Raw genomic sequence first — 20,922 nt, 5'->3', positions numbered from 1 at the left:
GCATACAAACTATACATTCGCATTTTCATTTTTAGTTTCTGGTTGTTTATATAATACCATTTTTGGATACGAAATTTCTATGTTATTTCTTTCAAGTACTTCCTTAATTTCTTTTCGAATTGCTCTAGAAATTTTAAACTGTGTCATTGCTCTAACTTCTGAAGATATTCTCAATGTTACTTCAGAAGGACCCAAGTTTTGTATCCCAAGAAACTCTGGAGGTTTTATCATTTCTTCATATCTAGCTGGCATAGTTTCTAGATGTTTTTCAATTACATTTTGTGCATGTTCAATATCGCCCTCATATGAAATACTAACATCTACCATTGCCACAGCATTATGTAATGAAAAATTGGTTACTTCAGTAATCATTCCATTTTGGATGATATGAAGCTCACCAGTTCCACTTCTAATTTTAGTTGTTTTTAAACCGATTGATAATACTGTTCCTTCAAAAGTTTGAACTCTAATATAATCACCAACTGAAAATTGATCTTCAAACAAAATAAAAAATCCAGAAATGATATCTTTTACTAAACTTTGTGCCCCAAAACCAATTGCTACGCCACCTATTCCTGCTCCAACTAAAAGTCCTTTTATTTCCACGCCAAATATCGGGAGAATCGTCAAAGCAGCAATAAAGAATATTACATATGCAAGTACATTTTCCATCAATTTAATAAGTGTTACTGATCTTCTTTCTGATACTTGTAACGGTCCTCTAGCATTAACTTTTAAGAGATTACGGATTAACTTTCTTCCGAGTTTTACAGCCAATACTGAAACGATAATAATTAGCGCTATTTTTATTGTTGAATTTAAAATTGTGTCCCATTGTTCTGGAGTTAGCATGCTTTTTTTTACTAATTTCTCAGCATTTTCTATTTTATCTGCTGCATTATTCATACTGTATTTTTCCCCCTATCTATTTTCAAATGACTTTTAACGTAATACTAAACGAATTATCACCTTAAAACTACAAATATGAACAAATGTAATAATGATTTAATTTAATAACGAAGATTGCTTGACAAAAGTATAAATTGTTTAAATTTTGCATAAACTAATACTACTCTCTTAAATGAAAAGTAGGCGATATTATGCAATTTTCAGCAAATCCTTTGCGTAACCTATTCAAGGATGATTATTCTGTATTTCTAGATGACGAAAACGCTATTAACAGATTTGCAGATCGTTTATGTAAGTCGCTTCCAAGTGTTCACACTAAAGAAATTGTATTTGTATGTATTGGAACTGACCGTTCCACGGGAGACTCTTTAGGTCCTTTAGTTGGAACCATGTTAGGAGAATTAAACTTAAGTAGATTTCATTATTATGGTACTCTTGATGAGCCAATTCATGCGTTAAATCTTTCAGAACAACTTGAAAAAATTAAAGGCAGATATAACAATCCATTTATCATTGCTGTAGATGCATGTTTAGGCAGAGTAAAAAGCATTGGTAGCGTGCGCTTATCCAATGGCCCATTAAAACCTGGTGCTGCAATGAAAAAAGAATTACCTTTAGTAGGTGAAATTAACTTAACTGGTGTTGTAAATGTTAGTGGATTCATGGAGTTCTACGTTTTACAAAATACTAGATTAAGCCTTGTAATGAAAATGGCTAAGTTTATTGCGAATTCAATTAAAGAAACTGAAAAAAAATTTACCTGCCAATTAGATTTTTAACATAATAGTTTCCTAACTTTCAATTGTAAAATGGTTAGATAAAAAACAAAAAGGGAGTATTAACTGCATTGGAAGACAACACATTTAATATTCCCTATGAGTAACTCATTTTATAATTGAAAGAATTCTTTCCAAATCCTCTTTGTTAAAGAATTGGATTTCTATTTTCCCTTTATCTTTAGCCGATTTAATTTTAACTGACGTTCCGAATTTTTCTTGTAAAAGATCCTCATATTCACTAAAAAATATGTTTTTAGTTGGATTTTTCTTTGATGTTTCACGTGAAACATTTTCATTCAGATCATTGACTAACGATTCAACCTCACGAACACTTAAGTTTTTTTCAATTACTTTTAGTGCGGTACCCTCAATTAATCCTTTTCGTTTTAGTCCTAAAAGTGCTCTTCCGTGTCCCATTGAGAGCGTGCCTTCTTCGACCATTTTTTGAACAGAATTAGGTAAAGTTAAAATTCTTAAATAGTTAGCAATATGTGGACGACTTTTTCCAAGTTTCTTTGCCAGTTGTTCTTGCGTTAAGTGTAATTGTTCAATTAAAGTTTGATATGCTTCAGCTTCTTCAAGAGGATTTAAATCATCTCGCTGTAAATTTTCTAATACAGCTAACTCCATCATTTGCTCTTCACTCAGGTCTCTAACAATAACTGGAACTGTATTTAAACCTGCATTCCTTGCAGCGCGATAGCGTCTCTCTCCAGCAACGATTTGGAAACCTTTTATGCTTTTTCTTGCAATGATTGGTTGAAGAATCCCATGTTCAATCACTGATTGAGTTAATTCTAACATTGCAGTCTCATCAAATACTTTGCGAGGTTGGTATGGATTAGGTCTAAGTTCTTTAAGATCAATTTCCTGGACTAACTCTTCTTGCTGATTAATATCTTGAAAAAACGCTCCAATGCCTTTTCCTAACCCTTTAGCCATTATCAATCACTTCCTTTGCTAGATCGAGATATACTTCTGCACCTCTTGACTTTGGATCATATGTAATGATCGGTTTACCATGACTTGGTGCTTCACTTAAGCGTACATTTCTTGGAATAATTGATTTATAGACACGATCTTGAAAATATTTTTTTACTTCTTCTATAACTTGAAGCCCTAAATTTGTACGAGCATCTAGCATCGTTAACAATACGCCTTCAATTGCTAAATTTTTATTTAAATGTTTTTGTACTAAGCGTACAGTACTTAATAGCTGACTTAAACCTTCAAGTGCGTAATACTCACACTGAACTGGAATAATAATTGAATCAGAAGCAGTTAGTGAGTTTAAAGTTAATAAACCTAATGATGGAGGACAATCTATTAAAATATAATCATAGTTACCTTTTACTGTATCTAAAGCGCGCTTTAATCGTACTTCTCTAGAAATAGTAGGTACTAATTCAATTTCTGCTCCAGCAAGTTGAATTGTTGCTGGAATAATATCGAAATTTGGAATAGCAGTGTTTAAAATGACATTTTTCGCCTCAACATCATCAACTAATACATTGTAAACACACTGATTTACATCAGCTTTTTCAATTCCAATACCACTAGTTGCATTACCTTGAGGATCTATATCGACTAGTAATACTTTTTTTCCTAAATGAGCTAAACAAGCACTTAAATTAACCGATGTTGTAGTCTTACCAACACCACCTTTTTGATTAGCTATAGAGATTACTTTAACCACTATGTAATCTACTCCTTCCACAACAAACAATTCTTATTTTCTATTTTACCATGAATAGATTCATCGTTGTGTCTAGATTTAAAAATGAATAAAAAAATTCACCACTGTAAAGAGGTGAATTTAATGTTTATTTCTTTGGTATTTTAATTGTTATTTGGTAATAGTCATCATGTTCTTCTTCTTGACTATCAATATTCATGCCTGTTTTAGTAACCATTTGTAAAGATTCGCGGATCGTATTCATCGCAATACGTATATCTTTACTAATAGCCTTAAATTTACGTTTAGCCTTTGGTTTTTTCTCAGTTAGTAATGTTACTACTCGCTCTTCTGTTTGTTTAACATTCAATTGCTTTTCAATTATTTCATGAAGAAGAGTAATTTGTAGTTGAGGTAACTTTAATGGAATTAGTGCTCGTGCATGACGTTCTGTAATCGACTTATCCAATAATGCTTGTTGTATTTCCCCAGGGAGTTTCAACAACCTCAATTTATTTGCAACAGTCGATTGACCTTTACCTAATCGCTGAGCTAGTGCCTCTTGAGTTAAGTTATGTAAATCAATTAATTTTTGGTAAGCTACGGCTTCTTCAAAAGGAGATAGTTCTTCACGTTGTAAATTTTCAATCAGAGCGACGGAGGCAGTCTCTGTATCATTAAACGTTTTCACAATTGCAGGAATTGTATCCCAACCTAAAGATGAAACAGCCCTGAATCTTCTTTCCCCGGCAATTATTTCATAAAAGTTTGGTCTAATCTCCCTAACAACAATTGGTTGAATAATACCATGAGTTCGAATCGTTAGCGCTAGTTCTTTAATTTTTTCATCATCAAAGAATGTTCTAGGCTGATACTGATTCGGTACAATGTCCGATACTGGAATTTGGCGAATAACTTCATTACTCGAAACCGAATCTTGAACATCATCACTAATTTCTTTTTCTGATAAGCCAAATAACCTAGATAATGTGCTTTTCAATGTGATTCCCACCCTTTTAGAATTTCGTTCACAATAGAATAAACATAACAAATGTTTCACGTGAAACATTTGTTAGTTTATCATATTAAATCTCTAATGGTTCTTTACCAGGAGTACCCGGTTTACGAGGGTACTTAGTTGGCGTTTTACGTTTCTTTTCTACTATAACAATATTTCGATCACTGTCTTCACTTGGGAGAGTAAAGTGATTAATTGATTTAACTTCTCCACCAAGAGTTTTTATAGCATAATTTGCTTTTTCTAACTCTTCTTGACCAGCAGCACCTTTAAGTGCAACAAAGTGGCCATTTTGTTTAACAAGTGGTAAGCATAATTCAGTTAACACAGACATTCTAGCAACTGCTCTAGCAGTTACAACATCAAAAGATTCTCTCATACCAGTTCTTTTAGCAAAAGTTTCTGCTCGATCATGAATAAATGATACATTCTCTAGTTGTAATTCCTTCGCTAAATGATTTAAAAATGTAATCCTTTTTTGAAGGGAGTCTACGATCGTTAATTTGATAGATGGGAAACATATTTTAATTGGGATAGAGGGGAAGCCCGCTCCTGCACCAATGTCACATAAAGTAATTTCACCAGCGAAGTCGAAATAAAAGGCAGCGCTAATTGAATCATAAAAATGCTTTAAATATACTTCGTCTTCTTCTGTAATAGCAGTTAAGTTCATTTTATTATTCCACTCAACTAATGTGTGGAAATATATATCAAATTGTTTTAATTGAAAATCTGACAAATGGATTCCTTTATCTTTAAGAGCAGCGATAAATTGTTCTTTATTCACTAGTAATACCCCTATCTATTATTAGTTCGATATTCTTGCAATTTTTCCTTGTTCTAAATAAACAAGTAGAATTGAAATATCTGCTGGATTAACACCAGATATACGAGAAGCTTGACCTACTGATAGAGGGCGCACTTGCTCAAGCTTTTGTCTTGCCTCAGTAGCAAGGCCGTGAATAGCTTGATAATCGATATTTTCAGGGATTCTCTTTAAATCCATTCTTTTCATGCGTTCTACTTGATTTAATGATTTTTCAATATAACCTTCATACTTAATTTGTATTTCAACTTGCTCTTTAACATCTGAATGCAAGTCTTTTTCAGATGGAGTAAGAAGATGGATATGTTCATAAAGCATTTCAGGGCGGCGTAAAAGATCTGCTGCACGAATGCCATCTTTCAGCTCGCTACCACCATTTTGTACAATTAATTCCTGTACTTCTTTTGTCGGTCTTAATTGAGTTGCTTTTAAACGCTCTATTTCTTCTTCAATTAACATTTTCTTTTGTTCAAACTCTGCATATCTTTCATCATTTATTAAACCAAGTCTTTGACCAATTTTAGTTAAACGTAAATCGGCATTATCGTGGCGTAATAATAATCGATATTCTGCTCTAGAGGTAAGAAGACGGTACGGTTCATTTGTCCCTTTAGTTACCAGGTCATCAATTAAAACACCAATGTAAGCTTCAGAGCGATCTAAAATTAACTCTTCTTTATCTAAAGAACGACATGCAGCATTAATTCCTGCGATTAAACCTTGACCCGCTGCTTCTTCATAACCAGAAGTTCCGTTAATTTGACCAGCAGTATACAGATTCTTAATTTGTTTAAGTTCTAAAGTTGGCCATAATTGAGTAGGTACAATCGCGTCATATTCAATTGCATATCCAGTTCTCATCATTTGAACATTTTCAAGACCTGCAATTGAACGCAGCATTTTTTCCTGTACATCTTCAGGTAAACTAGTTGATAATCCTTGTACATAAACTTCTTGAGTATTTCTTCCTTCAGGCTCTAAGAAAATTTGATGTCTCGGTTTATCATTAAATCGGACAACTTTATCCTCAATAGAAGGACAATAGCGTGGCCCAGTACCTTTAATCATACCAGAGTACATAGGCGAACGGTGTAAGTTATCGTCGATGATTTGATGTGTAGTTTCACTTGTATAAGTTAACCAACAAGGAATTTGTTCTGTTTCAACTGGTTCCGTTTCGAATGAAAATGCACGAGGTACATCATCGCCAGGTTGTATTTCTGTTTTTGAATAATCAATACTATGACTATTTACACGAGGAGGCGTACCTGTTTTAAAACGAACAAGTTCTATACCTAATTCCTCTAAGTGCTCAGAAAGCTTAATTGCTGGTTGTTGGTTATTAGGACCACTTGAGTATTTTAATTCTCCTACAATAATTTCTCCACGTAAGAAAGTACCCGTTGTAATGACAACTGTCTTTGAACGATAAATTGCACCTGTTTGTGTAATTACACCTGTACATTGCCCATCTTCTACAATTAATCTTTCTACTAAACCTTGTTTTAGAGTTAGATTCTCTGTATTTTCAATGGTTTTCTTTAATTCGTGTTGATACGCAAATTTATCCGCTTGAGCACGCAATGCGCGTACTGCAGGACCTTTACCCGTATTTAACATTCTCATTTGAATATGTGTTTTATCGATATTTCGACCCATTTCACCGCCAAGTGCATCAATTTCACGTACAACAATCCCCTTGGCAGGACCACCTACAGATGGGTTACAAGGCATAAATGCTACCATATCGAGATTTATTGTTAGCATTAACGTTTTTGCACCCATTCGAGCAGATGACAAACCGGCTTCACATCCAGCATGACCAGCTCCAATAACGATTACATCATAATTGCCTGCTTCAAAACTCATCTTTTCTCCTCCTAACCATTTTATTTTCCTAAACAGAATTGAGAAAATAGCTGGTTGATTAAACTTTCCTGAACTGTATCTCCAATGATTTCACCTAACAATTCCCACGCTCTTGTTAAGTCAATCTGTACTAAGTCAATCGGCATACCATTTTTCATTGCCTCAATTGCATCATTAATTGTCTGTTCTGATTGTTTTAATAGCGCAATATGTCTAGCATTAGATAAATAGGTTAAATCTTGTGCCTCAATTTGTCCTTCAAAATATAAGTTGGCAATTGCTTTTTCTAAATCATCTATTCCTTTTTCTTCTTTTAAGGAAGTCGTAACAATTGTAGCATTACCAACTAACGCTTTTACTTCATCCATATCAAGATTTTGTGGCAAATCTGTTTTGTTAATGATCACAATTACATCTTTACCGCTCATTTCACCAAATAATTTACGGTCTTCTTCACTTAATTGCTCATTATTATTTAAAACAAATAAAACTAAGTCAGCCAAATTCAATACTTTTTTAGATCTTTCAACACCAATTGCTTCTACAACATCCTTAGTTTCCCGAATACCGGCTGTATCAATTAGTCGTAATGGTACACCCTTTACATTTACGTATTCTTCAATAACGTCACGAGTTGTACCTGGAATATCAGTAACAATTGCTTTGCTCTCCTGAACAAGCGTGTTTAAAAGAGATGATTTTCCGACATTTGGTCTACCTATAATCACAGTAGATAGTCCTTCACGTAAAATCTTACCTTGTTTTGATGTTTCTAGTAGTTTTTGTATTTCAACTCGAACTGTTCTTGCTTTTTCAATTAAAACAGTATTGGTCATTTCTTCAACATCATCATATTCAGGGTAATCAATATTTACTTCAATATGAGCCAAAATCTCAAGTAATGTTTGTCTTAAGCTATTAACCAGCTTAGACAATCGACCTTCTACTTGATTCATTGCGATAGCCATTGCTCTGTCAGTCTTTGAACGAATTAAATCCATTACTGCTTCGGCCTGCGACAGGTCGATTCGTCCATTAAGAAATGCTCTTTTCGTAAATTCACCAGGCTCCGCTAATCTAGCACCTTGCGATAGTACTAATTCAAGTACTTTGTTTACCGAAAAAATTCCACCATGACAATTTATTTCGACAACATCTTCACGTGTAAATGTTTTTGGTGCTCTTAAGATTGAGACCATAACTTCCTCAACAGTATTCCCGGAACTTGGATCAACTAAATGTCCATAATGAATTGTGTGTGAATCTACTATATTTAAATCTTTTTCTTTAAATAATTTATTCGCTATTTGAACAGCTTCATCGCCACTTAAACGAACGATGGCAATTGCACCCTCACCTTTTGGTGTCGATATCGCTGTAATTGTATCGAATTCCATCAAAAAATCACCTCGGAGCATGTTAAACAAAAGTTAACATGTTACTTCTAAATCTATAGCATAGCATAAAATTGAATGTTTTTATATTATAACCGTACGAAAGTACAAGTAAACTTATATGACTTGAATGAAGAACATTAAAAAACCAATTAAGGATTAACCCTTAATTGGTTTCTTTAAATCTATAACTAATTGACGATGCGGATCTTGGCCTACAGACTTCGTAGAGATATTTGGCATATCCGTCAGTATATGATGTATAATTTTTCTTTCGAAAGAAGGCATTGGCTCTAAAGAGATCGCTTTTCTTGTTTTTAAAACTGTTTGAGCAGTCTTTTTTGCAAGAATCTCTAGTGACTCCTTACGTTTTAATCGATAATTCTCAGCGTCAACGACAACATGAATCAATTGTTTTGAATGACGATTTACAAATGTTTGAACTAAGAATTGAAGAGCATTTAAAGTATTACCTCTTTTTCCAATAATAAGAGCAACCTTGTCACCCTTTACTGTAAATAAGAAGGTTTGTTCTTTAGTACCTTGCAATTCGAAACTTACATCTGCAGTTTCATCAAGACTTTTAACAATATTTAAAAGGTAGTCGTATGCTTTTTCGATTAAAGTCTTCTTTTTAACAACTAATACTTTAGCAGGTTTAGCACCAAATCCTAAAAATCCTTTTTTACCGTCTTCGATTACTGTAATGTCTACGTCTTCTTCTGTTGAACTAAGTTGCTGAAGTGCTATTTGAACTGCTTGTTCGATTGTTTGACCAGTAGCAGTTACTTCTCTCACTTACTAGCCCCTCCTACATTTTTATTTTTTACGGTAGTATTACCTCTATTAACAAATAATGTTTGAAGAATCATAAATGTATTACCAACTACCCAATATAAAGCTAAAGCAGAAGGAAGTCTAACAGCAAATACTAAAATCATGATTGGCATAACATAAAGCATGATTTTCATTTGTTGAGCAGCAGGTCCTGTCATTGAACCAGTACTCATTGACACCTTTTGTTGAATGAAAGTTGTAATACCAGCGATGATTGGTAAAGCATAAATTGGATCCGGGTGGCCTAATTGGAACCATAGGAAGTCATGTGCTTTAATTTCCATTGTTCTCATAATTGCATGATAGAAAGCAATTAAGATTGGCATTTGAATAAAAATTGGTAAACAACCAGATAGTGGATTTACACCATGTTGTTGGTACAACTTCATTGTTTCTTCATTTAATTTTTGGACTGTTTTTTGATCCTTAGAAGAATATTTTTCTTTAAGTTTGGCCATTTCAGGCTGGATTGATTGCATCGCTTTTGTACTTTTAATTTGTTTAATCATTAATGGTAGTAATGCTAAACGGATTAAAAGTGTTACGACGATAATCGACATCCCATAACTTCCACCAAAAATTTTAGATACAGCCGTGATTAACCATGATAGTGGATAAACGAAATACTCATTCCAAATCCCCGTACTTTCAGATGTAATCGGTTGGTTTGTTTGCGAACACCCAGCTAACACGACTACTAATAAAAGAACTGTAACTAGCAATTGGTACTTCTTAGTCTTCAAACTAGTTCCTCCTTTAAGAAGTTACATTTAAATATGTAATTACTTAATTTGATTTTTATCTAATTTATGTTTTGAATCATGTATTTTAAGCGCTTCCGCCCTTTTCAACACATGAATTAAACTTTTTTTAAATTCATTGAAGGGTAGTTCAGTACAGGGCTTTCTTGCGATTACAACATAATCCATATTCACACGAAGATCATCACTTAATTCAGTAAGAGCTTGTCTTATATACCGCTTAATATGATTTCTCATTACAGCATTACCTAACTTCTTGCTAACAGATAATCCTATACGAAATTGCTTTTGATCTTCCTTTTTTAATGTATAGATTACAAATTGCCGATTCGCAGTTGACGATCCCTCTTGAAAAACGCGACTAAAATCTGCATTCTTTTTTATTCTGTTTTTCTTGTTCATGTTCCACTGACACCTCAAATGATTCCTTCAATTATCATAACAACTTTTTTATAAAAAATGAGGCCTTTTTTACTTACAAATTGTGACATAAAAGCAAAAAAGGCCTTCTTATTAGTGAAAAAGACCACTGTTGACAGTGGCCTACGCAGATAATACTTTTCTTCCTTTACGACGACGAGCTGCTAGAACTTTACGTCCATTTGCAGTGCTCATACGGCTACGGAAACCATGTACTTTGCTGCGTTTACGTTTGTTTGGTTGAAATGTTCTTTTCATTATATGACACCTCCCTGAGGAATTACTGTAATAGACAGTCCTATAAATTATAAAGAATAACTACTATTAATGTCAATGTAAGATGTTAAATCATAAAGAATAATTATTTCCAATTTATGAAGAGTGGCTGATCCAGTGAGTTTTAGTAAGAAAAAAATAATAAATAGTTACTTATTTAATAAAAGAAATGTGATTTATTCCTATCATTTCCCTCCAAAAAAATTATAAACGAGTAATCCGAGCAAAAGATGTGGTGTCGAAAGATTTTTTGGAACGGAACTTTAAGTGAATAAAAAAATCTATAAAAAAGTAGTGCTTCCCCTTTTCTTAAAATTGTTAAGTGCTCTGTGGATAATATTTTTCTACACTTTTTTTACCCACAATGGTTACTGACAACTTTTACACAAGTTCTTTTTCTGTGGACAATTTTTTTAAACAAGTGGATTAGCATGTGGATAACATTAACTGCTCATTGAAATAGCTTAAGATTTTTGATATTATTAATTTGTTTTCCACTTTGGACAACTTGTTTTTTATTTTTATTTGTCCACAGATGTTAATAACTTGTGGACAGGTTTTACACTTGTACTATTTTAAAGTTATCCACAAGGGTGAATACTGTCAAATAAAGTGGTTTTTTGCAGTTTTATAAAATAACGCATATTCAAAGACATGAATAAAAATAAATACTTAATTTATGTGCTTGTACAAAAGTTGAACAAGCTTTGTAAGGAGGGATTACCGTTTGGAGAATATAGGGGATCTGTGGTCCAGGGTTCTAGCAGAAATAGAAAAAAAAATAAGTAAACCAAGCTTTGAAACATGGCTAAAATCAACAAAGGCATTTTCTTTAAAGAATGATACTTTAACAATTATTGCGCCAAATGAATTCGCCCGTGATTGGCTTGAGTCAAAGTATTCATCTTTAATAATGGATACAGTTTTAGAAATAACTGGAGCGGAATTAGAAATCAAATTTATCCTTCCTCAAAATCATGTAGAAGAAATAGAGATGAATATACCGGCAGTTAAAGCAAAAGTAAAATTTGAGGAACCAGTAGAGTTCAACCAAAGTATGTTAAACCCTAAATATACTTTTGATACTTTCGTAATTGGTTCAGGTAACCGTTTTGCCCATGCGGCATCATTAGCGGTTGCTGAGGCACCTGCAAAAGCCTATAACCCATTATTTATATATGGGGGCGTTGGGTTAGGAAAAACCCACTTAATGCACGCAATTGGACACTATGTACTTGAGCATAATCCAAATGCCAAAGTCGTTTATTTATCATCAGAAAAATTTACAAATGAGTTCATTAATTCAATTCGTGATAATAAAGCAATTGAATTTAGAAATAAGTATCGTAATGTAGACGTGCTACTTATAGATGATATTCAGTTCTTAGCTGGAAAAGAACAAACACAGGAAGAATTTTTCCATACGTTTAATACACTTCATGAAGAAAGTAAACAAATCATTATTTCAAGTGACCGACCACCTAAAGAAATTCCTACATTAGAAGATCGACTTCGTTCACGATTTGAATGGGGCCTTATTACAGATATTACACCACCAGATTTAGAAACTAGGATAGCGATCTTACGTAAAAAGGCTAAGGCTGAGGGGTTAGATATTCCAAATGAGGTAATGTTATATATAGCAAATCAAATTGATACAAACATCCGTGAGTTAGAAGGAGCACTTATTCGTGTAGTCGCTTATTCATCGTTAATTAACAAAGATATAAACGCTAGTGTGGCCGCTGAAGCCTTAAAGAATTTAATCACTGCGACGAAGCCTAAAACAGTATCAATACACGATATTCAACGAACAGTTGGAGAATTTTTTAGTATTAAATTAGAGGATTTTAAAGCAAAGAAACGTACAAAATCCGTAGCCTTCCCAAGACAGATTGCAATGTATCTTTCGAGAGAGCTTACAGACCATTCTTTACCTAAAATAGGAGAAGAGTTTGGAGGCCGAGATCATACAACTGTTATTCATGCGCATGAAAAAATCTCAAAATTAATTGAAACTGACACACAGTTGCAATCTCAAGTTAAAGAAATCAATGAAAAATTAAATCAGTAGAGTTATTTACCTGTGCATAACTTTCTATCTTTTTTACACAGTCTATCCACATGTTGATAGACTTATTTTTCTTTACTAAATTATAGTTATCCACAAATTCACAGGCCCTACTACTATTACTATATTATTTTATAAATTATATAAGGAGTACAAACAATGAAATTTACGGTACAAAAAGATCATCTTGTTAAAGCTGTACAAGAAGTTATGAGAGCTGTTTCATCAAGAACAACTATTCCAATCTTAACTGGAATTAAATTAGTCGTTACAACTGAAGGATTAACTTTCACAGGTAGTGATTCAGATATATCTATAGAATCTTATTTACCAATAGTTTTAGATGATCAACAACTAGTTGATGTAAAACAAACTGGAAGCATTGTATTAAATGCTCGATATTTTAGTGATATTGTAAAAAAATTACCTTCAGATTTTGTCGAATTAGAATCTGATAATAATTATGTAACAACAATAAGAGCGGGAAAAACTGAATTTAGCTTAAATGGTTTTGATTCTGAGGAATATCCACTACTTCCTCAAATTGAAGAACATGAAACAATTTCGATCTCTGCAGATTTATTAAAGTTTATGATTCGTCAAACAGTATTTGCAGTATCAACTTCAGAGACTAGACCAATTTTAACCGGTGTAAACTGGAAGATTGAAAATGGTGATCTAACGTGTATAGCGACAGATAGTCACCGACTAGCTTTAAGACAAGCTAAAATTGACGGAAGTTCTACAACAAGTGAATTTAAAGCTAGCGTAGTAATTCCTGGGAAAAGTCTAAATGAATTAAGTAAAATTCTAGATGACAATGATGAAAAAGTAGAGATCGTCTTAACAGAACATCAAGCTTTATTTAAGACTAAACATCTATTGTTCTTTACTCGATTACTAGAAGGGAATTATCCTGATACATCAAAGTTAATTCCAAGTGAAAGTAAAACGGAACTAACTGTAATGACAAAAGAATTCCTACAAGCAATTGATCGTGCTTCTTTATTAGCGAGAGAAGGTAGAAATAATGTTGTCCACTTAGAAACAGTTGGTAACTCATTAGTCAATGTTTCTTCTTATTCTCCTGAAATCGGTAAAGTAGTAGATGAAATTGTTTGTGAGGATATTAAAGGTGAAGAGTTAAAAATCTCTTTCAGTGCGAAATATGTTATGGATGCATTAAAAGCAATAGAAAGCCCAGAAATTTATATTCAATTCACAGGGGCTATGAGACCATTTTTAATTCGTACTGTAAATGATTCAAGAACATTGCAATTAATTTTACCAGTTCGCACATACTAGTTAGTAAATTCTATCGAAAGGGGCTGACCTAATAGAATGTACTAGCAATCTCCAACGAGCAGAATGAATAAAGAATTTATTCTACAACTTGTTTGGGGAGTGCATAGTACATTGAGGTCAGTCTTTTTTTACTTAATAGACAAAATAAGGGTTAAGTGTTTTTTTTCTTACAGAAGTTTAGTACAATTAAGGAATGGATAAATGAGGGTGATAAAAGATGAAAACAGAAAAAGTTAAAATAAATACAGATTATATTACATTAGGTCAATTTTTAAAGCTTGCGGGTGTAATTGATACAGGTGGAATGGCTAAATGGTTTTTATCAGAGCATGAAATCTTTGTAAACAATGAACCTGAGAATAGAAGAGGAAAAAAATTAGTTTTAAATGATACAATTTATATAACTGGTAAAGGTTCGTATATTATAACTTCATAAGTTTTGGGGGAATCCCATTGTATATTAAAGATTTACAAATAAAACAATACCGTAATTATGAAAACCTTGAGTTAAACTTTCAAAATAATGTTAACGTCATTATTGGTGAGAATGCTCAAGGTAAAACAAATTTAATGGAATCCATTTATGTGCTAGCTTTAACAAAGTCCCACCGAACAAGTAACGACAAAGAAATGATACGTTGGGATGAAGAATATGGTACAATAAAGGGTACGTTACAGAAAAAAAATCAGCAAGTAACACTACAGCTAATCCTCTCAAAGAAAGGTAAGAAAGCAAAGCTGAACCATCTTGAACAGATGAAGTTAAGTCAATATATAGGCGTGATGAATGTCGTTATGTTTGCACCGGAAGATTTACATTTAGTAAAAGGTAGTCCGCAAGTGCGTCGTAAATTCCTAGATATGGAACTAGGACAAGTTTCGCCTGTTTACCTACATGAATTAAGTCAATACCAGAGAATCCTCCAACAGCGAAATTCACTACTAAAAACATTACAAACCAGCCGAGATCGGAACTATTTAATGCTTGAAGTCCTAACATCTCAGCTTGTAAAACATGCCGTAAAAATAATTGAAAAACGAATTTCGTTCATCAAATTACTACAGGATTGGGCATCGCCTATTCATAGTCAAATTTCTAGAGAGACCGAAAAACTAGAAATTATATATAAACCAAGCATTAATGTATCAGATTTAACAGATTTGACGAAAATGGAAGATGAGTACATAAAACAATTCGAAGCTGAAAAAGAGCGTGAAGTATCAAGAGGTACTACATTGCTTGGTCCGCATAGAGATGATTTAGTTTTTATGGTAAATGATAAAAACGTTCAAACTTTTGGATCGCAAGGACAGCAGCGGACAACAGCTCTTTCATTAAAACTAGCAGAAATTGAACTAATTAAAGAGGAAGTTGGAGAATATCCAATTCTTTTATTAGATGATGTTCTTTCAGAGTTAGATGACTATCGTCAAACACACTTATTAAATGCAATTCAAAATAAAGTACAGACTTTTGTCACAACAACAAGTGTCGACGGAATTCAGCACGAAACGATAAAACAAGCTAATATTATAAATGTTTCACATGGAACAATTATAAGTACTTCTCGATAATAATTTATGAAATTTCTACTACGCCGCCTAATAAGCATAGCTGAAATTTACTAATTCTTTTATGTAAAATAAAAAAAGTAGGTGAGTGTTCATGACAATGGATCAAAAGATGCAAGAACATAATTATGATGAAAATCAGATACAAGTTCTTGAAGGTTTAGAAGCCGTACGTAAGAGACCGGGTATGTATATCGGTTCTACGAGCGGAAAAGGATTACATCACTTAGTATGGGAAATCGTTGATAACAGTATAGATGAAGCATTGGCTGGATACTGTGACGAGATTAATGTAACAATTGAAGAAGATAATAGTATTACTGTTAAAGATAATGGCCGTGGGATTCCAGTAGGTATTCATGAAAAAATGGGTAGACCTGCACTAGAAGTAATTATGACGGTACTTCATGCAGGTGGAAAATTTGGCGGTGGCGGATATAAAGTATCTGGTGGATTACACGGAGTAGGTGCTTCAGTAGTAAATGCGTTGTCTACTTTGCTAGAAGTTCACGTTCATCGTGAAGGTACTATTTATTATCAACAATTTTCTAAAGGTATACCGGTTGCAGATATGAGTATCGTTGGTGAAACTGATGTTACAGGTACAATTACTCATTTTAAACCTGATTCAGAAATTTTCACTGAAACGACAGTTTACGACTTTGATACATTAGCAAACCGTTTAAGAGAATTAGCATTCCTTAACAGAGGTATTCGCTTAACAATTGAAGATCGTAGAGAAAATAAACAAAAGAAAGAATTCCATTACGAAGGTGGAATTAAATCTTACGTTGAACATTTAAATCGTTCTAAAGAAGTAATACATGACGAACCAATTTTTGTTATTGGTGAAAAAGATGGAATTAGTGTAGAAATTGCACTTCAATATAACGAAAGCTATACAAGTAATATCTACTCATTCACGAATAATATTAATACACACGAAGGTGGTACACACGAGGTTGGATTTAAAACAGCTTTAACTCGTGTTATTAATGATTATGGTCGTAAGAATGGTTTAATTAAAGATCAAGATAGCAACTTATCTGGTGAGGATGTACGTGAAGGGTTAACGGCGATCGTTTCTATTAAACATCCAGATCCACAGTTTGAGGGACAAACAAAAACTAAGCTGGGTAATAGTGAAGTTCGTACAATTACAGAGCAAATTTTTGGAGAGAAACTTGAAAAGTTTTTATTAGAGAATCCGACAGAGGCTAAAAAAATAGTTGAAAAAGGTTTAATGGCGGCTAGAGCTCGTGTTGCTGCTAAAAAGGCTCGTGAATTAACAAGAAGAAAAAGTGCTTTAGAAGTATCAAGTTTACCTGGGAAATTAGCTGATTGTTCTTCAAAAGATTCTTCTATTAGCGAAATTTATATCGTTGAGGGTGATTCAGCGGGTGGAAGTGCTAAACAAGGACGAGACCGTCACTTCCAAGCAATTCTTCCTTTACGTGGAAAAATTATTAACGTTGAAAAGGCTCGACTTGATAAAATTTTATCAAATAACGAGGTTCGTTCAATGATTACTGCTTTTGGTACCGGAATCGGTGATGATTTCGATATCGAGAAAGCAAGGTATCATAAAATTATATTGATGACGGATGCTGATGTTGATGGTGCCCATATCCGTACTTTATTGTTAACGTTCTTATATCGTTATATGCGTCAAATCATTGAAAGTGGTTATATTTATATTGCTCAACCACCTTTATATAAGATCCAGCAAGGGAAAAAAATACAATATGCTTATAATGATCGACAAATGGATGAGATTATGTCGACTTTAAATGCAGTACCAAAACCTGTTATCCAACGATATAAAGGTCTAGGTGAAATGAACCCTGAACAGTTATGGGAAACTACAATGAATCCAGAAACTAGAACGTTACTGCAAGTTAACCTTCAAGATGCGATCGAAGCGGATGAAACGTTTGAAACATTAATGGGTGAAAAAGTAGAGCCAAGACGTAACTTTATTCAAGATAACGCTAAGTATGTAAAGAATTTAGATATTTAACAAGTATTTGTAAGGAGCTTTATGCTCCTTTTCTCAGGTAGATACGGAAACTAAAGGGAGGTGCCGATGTTGAGTGAAAATCAACAAATTAAAGAAATAAATATTAGTCATGAAATGCGTAATTCCTTCCTAGATTATGCAATGAGTGTAATTGTTTCTCGAGCGTTACCAGATGTACGAGACGGCCTTAAGCCTGTTCATAGAAGAATTTTATATGCAATGAATGATTTAGGTATGACAGCTGATAAAGCTTATAAAAAGTCAGCGCGTATCGTAGGTGAAGTTATTGGTAAGTATCACCCGCATGGTGACTCTGCTGTATATGAAACAATGGTACGTATGGCTCAGGACTTTAACTTCAGATATATGTTAGTAGATGGCCATGGGAATTTTGGATCAGTTGATGGAGACGCAGCGGCGGCGATGCGTTACACAGAGGCTAGAATGTCTAAAATTTCGATGGAATTAATTCGTGATATTAATAAAAACACAATTGATTATCAAGATAACTATGATGGTTCAGAAAGAGAGCCAATCGTTCTTCCTGCACGATTCCCTAACTTGTTGGTAAACGGAGCAACGGGTATAGCGGTTGGTATGGCAACAAATATTCCTCCGCACCAATTAGGTGAAGTAATTGATGGTGTTCTTGCATTAAGTAAAGATCCAGAAATCACTACACAAGATTTAATGGAATATATTCAAGGACCAGATTTTCCTACATCAGGTATGATTCTAGGTAAAAGTGGTATCCGTAAGGCCTATGAAACTGGTAAAGGCTCGATCATTATTAGAGCAAAAGTTGAAATTGAAGAAAAAGCAAATGGTAGACAAACAATTATTGTTACAGAATTACCTTATCAAGTAAACAAAGCTAAGCTTGTTGAACGAATTGCTGAACTAGTTCGAGATAAGAAAATAGAAGGTATTACTGATTTACGTGATGAATCTGATCGAAATGGTATGCGTGTTGTCATTGAAGTTAGAAGAGATGCGAACGCAAATGTACTTTTAAATAATCTTTATAAACAAACTGCTCTTCAAACAAGTTTTGGTATTAATTTATTAGCACTTGTAAATGGTGAACCAAAAGTTCTATCTCTAAAGAGCTGTTTAAAACACTATTTAGACCATCAAATTGTTGTTATTAAACGTAGAACACAGTTTGAGTTAGAAAAAGCAGAAGCGCGTGCACATATTTTAGAAGGTTTAAAAGTTGCTTTAGACCATTTAGATGCGGTAATCAGCTTAATTAGAGCTTCTCAAACGGGAGAAATCGCTAAACATGGCTTAATGGAAACTTTTAACTTATCTGAAAAGCAAGCTCAAGCAATTCTAGATATGAGGTTACAACGTTTAACTGGTTTAGAGCGCGAGAAAATTGAAGAAGAATATCAAGAACTAATCAAGTTAATTGCAGAATTAAGAGCAATTCTTGCTGATGAGGAAAGAGTTCTTGAAATTATTCGAGAAGAATTAACTCAGCTAAAAGAGCAGTATAATGATAAACGAAGAACAGCAATAGTTCCTGGAGGACTAGAAATCATTGAAGATGAAGACTTAATACCAGTGGAGAATATCATTGTAAGTTTAACTCATAATGGATATATTAAACGTCTTCCAGTTTCTACTTACCGATCTCAACGTAGAGGTGGACGTGGTATTCAAGGAATGGGTACTAATAATGATGACTTCTTAGAACACTTACTAACACCTTCAACACATGATACAATTTTATTCTTTACGAATAAGGGAAAAGTATACCGTTCAAAAGGTTACGAGATTCCAGAGTTTAGTCGTACAGCTAAAGGATTACCGATCGTAAACTTACTAGAAATTGACCGAGATGAAAATATTAACGCTATTATTCCAGTAAGTGAATTTTTAGAGGATTGGTACCTATTCTTTACAACAAAACAAGGAATAGCAAAACGTGTGCCTTTATCTGCCTTTGCAAACATTCGTACTAACGGTTTAATTGCAATTAATTTAAAAGAAGATGATGATGTAATATCGGTACGTTTAACTGATGGAACAAAAGATATCGTTGTCGGTACTTCAAAAGGTATGATGATTCGTTTTAATGAAGACGATGTTAGATCGATGGGAAGAACGGCAACAGGTGTTAAAGCAATTACTCTTTCTGATGATGATTATGTTGTTGGAATGGAAGTTGTTGAAGAGCACTTAGATATTCTTGTTGTTACGGAACTAGGTTATGGTAAGCGAACTGCACAGGAAGAATACCGAATTCAAAGTCGTGGCGGTAAAGGGTTAAAAACACTTAATGTTACAGACAAAAACGGTAAAATGATTTCATTAAAATGTGTAAGTGACGAACAGGATTTAATGTTAATTACTGAGTCTGGTGTAATAATCCGTATGCCAATTGAACAAATTTCTCGTTTAGGTCGAGTTACTCAAGGTGTTAAATTAATTAAACTTGATCAAGAAGGTCATGTTGCGACTGTAGCAATTGCCGCGAAAGAAGAAGAGGAAATTGATGAAGAAGCTGAAAATGAAGCTGAAGAATTAACGACTCTAGAAAACGAAGATGATATTGAAACAACAGAAGAATAATAGAGCAGTGATTAGTAAAGAGAGAACAAGTAGGTTCTCTCTTTTTTTGATTGTATACGGATGTGTTAAACATAGAAAATCGAGTGAAAGAATAATTGATTCTTTCATAAAACAAAATGTATCCTTAAGTGCACATCTTATTTAAATAAAAATCAAAAAAGAGATTGCCAAATATCCGTGCGCTTAATGAAGCTTAGCATTAATCAGACAATTTTGGAGCTAATCAAATTGGTTGGTATTTTCACTTATAGTACAGTGTTAATGTTTTAAGTTAACTACGATCAATCAAGTTAAATCGTGTAAGCACCTGAAATACTTTCTACTATATAGTAAACAGTTTTATTAAAACTATTTTGGTTAGTATATCTCCATGATTTGTATTACTTTAGGTGAGAAGATAAAATGCTTAAGTTGAAGGGAAATTTAGTGAAACGTACTGTTTTATTTTTTTTGAAATTATATTATAAAAACTATTGACCTGGGTTGTTAGATTTGTTATTATATAGAAGTCGCCAAGAGATACGGACGACAAAATGAACTTTGAAAACTAAACAAAACATGAAGTAAACGTCAATTATTAGTTTTTTGAGCAATACAAGATTTAAACTTA

The 20,922-nt window shown here is 33.4% G+C and carries 18 protein-coding genes; 7 read left to right on the top strand and 11 right to left on the bottom strand.

All coding sequences use genetic code 11. The features are described from left to right. Positions 1-9 precede the first annotated feature (9 nt). On the bottom strand, positions 10-906 hold the full coding sequence (locus tag AN960_RS03905) for a mechanosensitive ion channel family protein (RefSeq protein WP_056467165.1): 897 nt from the start codon (positions 904-906) through the stop codon (positions 10-12). A gap of 194 nt (positions 907-1,100) precedes the next feature. On the opposite strand from AN960_RS03905, the gene yyaC reads away from it, so the two are divergent. After that, positions 1,101-1,688 (top strand): spore protease YyaC, encoded by a 588-nt coding sequence (yyaC, locus tag AN960_RS03900; protein WP_056467162.1) that lies wholly within the window; start codon positions 1,101-1,103, stop codon positions 1,686-1,688. A gap of 105 nt (positions 1,689-1,793) precedes the next feature. Here the strand turns inward: yyaC and AN960_RS03895 are convergent, their stop codons facing one another. The 10 genes from AN960_RS03895 to rpmH all read right to left on the bottom strand — a co-directional run bounded on the left by AN960_RS03895 (position 1,794) and on the right by rpmH (position 10,746). Further along, the gene (locus AN960_RS03895) at positions 1,794-2,630 is read right to left on the bottom strand and encodes a ParB/RepB/Spo0J family partition protein (RefSeq protein WP_056467159.1); all 837 of its coding nucleotides are present in this window, start codon (positions 2,628-2,630) and stop codon (positions 1,794-1,796) included. Beyond that, positions 2,623-3,384: a ParA family protein gene (locus AN960_RS03890; protein ID WP_025568951.1), complete on the bottom strand. Its 762-nt coding sequence runs from the start codon at positions 3,382-3,384 to the stop codon at positions 2,623-2,625. Before AN960_RS03890 ends, AN960_RS03895 begins: the two co-directional genes overlap by 8 nt. Before the next feature lie 127 nt (positions 3,385-3,511). After that, positions 3,512-4,318: a nucleoid occlusion protein gene (gene noc, locus AN960_RS03885; RefSeq protein WP_390310834.1), complete on the bottom strand. Its 807-nt coding sequence runs from the start codon at positions 4,316-4,318 to the stop codon at positions 3,512-3,514. Between the two features lie 130 nt (positions 4,319-4,448). Next, a complete protein-coding gene (gene rsmG / locus AN960_RS03880) occupies positions 4,449-5,168 on the bottom strand; it encodes a 16S rRNA (guanine(527)-N(7))-methyltransferase RsmG (protein ID WP_056467154.1) in 720 nt (239 codons plus the stop codon). Between the two features lie 21 nt (positions 5,169-5,189). Further along, on the bottom strand, positions 5,190-7,076 hold the full coding sequence (gene mnmG / locus AN960_RS03875) for a tRNA uridine-5-carboxymethylaminomethyl(34) synthesis enzyme MnmG (protein ID WP_056467151.1): 1,887 nt from the start codon (positions 7,074-7,076) through the stop codon (positions 5,190-5,192). A gap of 20 nt (positions 7,077-7,096) precedes the next feature. After that, positions 7,097-8,473, bottom strand: coding sequence for a tRNA uridine-5-carboxymethylaminomethyl(34) synthesis GTPase MnmE (gene mnmE, locus AN960_RS03870; RefSeq protein ID WP_056467149.1), 1,377 nt, complete (start codon positions 8,471-8,473; stop codon positions 7,097-7,099). 156 nt (positions 8,474-8,629) lie between these two features. Then, complete coding sequence (gene jag, locus AN960_RS03865; RefSeq protein ID WP_056467146.1) at positions 8,630-9,268, bottom strand: RNA-binding cell elongation regulator Jag/EloR; 639 nt, start codon at positions 9,266-9,268, stop codon at positions 8,630-8,632. After that, positions 9,265-10,050 (bottom strand): YidC family membrane integrase SpoIIIJ, encoded by a 786-nt coding sequence (gene spoIIIJ / locus AN960_RS03860; RefSeq protein ID WP_056467143.1) that lies wholly within the window; start codon positions 10,048-10,050, stop codon positions 9,265-9,267. The genes jag and spoIIIJ overlap by 4 nt, the downstream gene beginning before the upstream one ends. A 39-nt stretch (positions 10,051-10,089) precedes the next feature. Next, positions 10,090-10,470 (bottom strand): ribonuclease P protein component, encoded by a 381-nt coding sequence (gene rnpA / locus AN960_RS03855; protein WP_056467140.1) that lies wholly within the window; start codon positions 10,468-10,470, stop codon positions 10,090-10,092. Positions 10,471-10,611: 141 nt separating this feature from the next. Beyond that, entirely contained in the window at positions 10,612-10,746 is a 135-nt protein-coding gene (gene rpmH, locus AN960_RS03850) for a 50S ribosomal protein L34 (protein ID WP_056467137.1), read from the bottom strand. Between the two features lie 745 nt (positions 10,747-11,491). Between rpmH and dnaA the strand changes: the two genes are divergently transcribed. The 6 genes from dnaA to gyrA all read left to right on the top strand — a co-directional run bounded on the left by dnaA (position 11,492) and on the right by gyrA (position 20,312). Next, entirely contained in the window at positions 11,492-12,838 is a 1,347-nt protein-coding gene (dnaA, locus tag AN960_RS03845) for a chromosomal replication initiator protein DnaA (RefSeq protein WP_056467135.1), read from the top strand. Between the two features lie 156 nt (positions 12,839-12,994). Continuing rightward, complete coding sequence (dnaN, locus tag AN960_RS03840; RefSeq protein ID WP_056467133.1) at positions 12,995-14,140, top strand: DNA polymerase III subunit beta; 1,146 nt, start codon at positions 12,995-12,997, stop codon at positions 14,138-14,140. Positions 14,141-14,357: 217 nt separating this feature from the next. Continuing rightward, positions 14,358-14,576, top strand: coding sequence for a S4 domain-containing protein YaaA (gene yaaA / locus AN960_RS03835; protein WP_056467130.1), 219 nt, complete (start codon positions 14,358-14,360; stop codon positions 14,574-14,576). A 17-nt stretch (positions 14,577-14,593) separates the two neighbouring features. Next, complete coding sequence (gene recF, locus AN960_RS03830; protein WP_056467127.1) at positions 14,594-15,715, top strand: DNA replication/repair protein RecF; 1,122 nt, start codon at positions 14,594-14,596, stop codon at positions 15,713-15,715. A 97-nt stretch (positions 15,716-15,812) separates the two neighbouring features. Beyond that, positions 15,813-17,732 carry a DNA topoisomerase (ATP-hydrolyzing) subunit B gene (gene gyrB, locus AN960_RS03825; protein WP_056467295.1) on the top strand — a complete coding sequence of 640 codons (1,920 nt, stop codon included), beginning with the start codon at positions 15,813-15,815 and terminating at the stop codon, positions 17,730-17,732. Positions 17,733-17,798: 66 nt separating this feature from the next. Next, positions 17,799-20,312 carry a DNA gyrase subunit A gene (gene gyrA, locus AN960_RS03820; RefSeq protein WP_172795390.1) on the top strand — a complete coding sequence of 838 codons (2,514 nt, stop codon included), beginning with the start codon at positions 17,799-17,801 and terminating at the stop codon, positions 20,310-20,312. Positions 20,313-20,922 lie beyond the last annotated feature (610 nt).

Source organism: Bacillus sp. FJAT-25509 (genome assembly GCF_001420605.1).
Lineage (GTDB): Bacteria > Bacillota > Bacilli > Bacillales > Bacillaceae_G > Gottfriedia.
This window is presented reverse-complemented; position numbering and strand designations above follow the sequence as displayed.